The sequence below is a fragment of the Actinomyces sp. S6-Spd3 genome, from assembly GCF_000758755.1.
GTDB lineage: Bacteria > Actinomycetota > Actinomycetes > Actinomycetales > Actinomycetaceae > Pauljensenia.
The window spans coordinates 1-758 of record NZ_JRMV01000140.1 but is presented as its reverse complement, the minus strand read 5'-3'; the positions used below and the strand labels follow the sequence as shown (position 1 = coordinate 758).

The 758-nt window shown below is 47.8% G+C and carries 1 pseudogene; it reads right to left on the bottom strand.

Annotated elements, in window-relative coordinates:
• Positions 1 to 593 (bottom strand): annotated as a pseudogene (locus HMPREF1627_RS00830) (hypothetical protein); the annotation flags it as partial.
• Between the last annotated feature and the right edge of the window lie 165 nt (positions 594 to 758).

Sequence of the window (758 nt, the reverse complement as noted above, 5' to 3'; positions counted from 1 at the left end):
GGGTCGAATCGGAAGTACATTCCAATGCCGGCGATGACAACGCTGATAGCGGTTACGATCCAGGTCAGTCGAGTGTTAGTGGTGGTGTTCGCAGCACGGTCGCGTTGTAGGTGGCCACGCAGGTACACGTCGAAAAGAAGCATGCCACCAATGAAATATGCGATCCATGCAAGTAGCGGATAAATCTGTGGCAGTTCGATAGGGGCATAAACAATTGTCGCGGCAGTTGTGGCGGCGATAAATAGAACGAGCCTCCACCATGTTCCCAATGCGGGAATCCAGGAAACCAGCATCATTACTACGCCCATTACGATGAGGACCACTTGAATCTCGCCACCAACGGGAAGTAGTGCCAGGCCAATGAGAATGATTAAGGCACCTCGGGCAATTAACCGTAAGAAAGTGGTACTGGTGTAGTTTCTACCGATAATCATCATGGTAGCGCCGGCGATGATGGCAAATAATGATGCAGGTAGGCCAGAGAGCATTACTTTGGTACTCCAAAGTAGGGAGGCCATGTGGATAACTATCATTCCGATGATCGCGAGTGATCGCGCTACATCAAGCCCCACGATTCGTGAAGGTTTAGACACTCAGTTTTCTCCTTTACTGTTACTTTAGAGAACCGTTCTTTGGGTAAAAATGCTCCCTAAAACCGACGTGTCGAAAATTGACTTTCTATAAATAACCGCCGTTTCTGGCAAAAAATTTAGAAACTTCTGAATGTCTTCTGGATCTGTTTCTAAATTGGCGCTCCA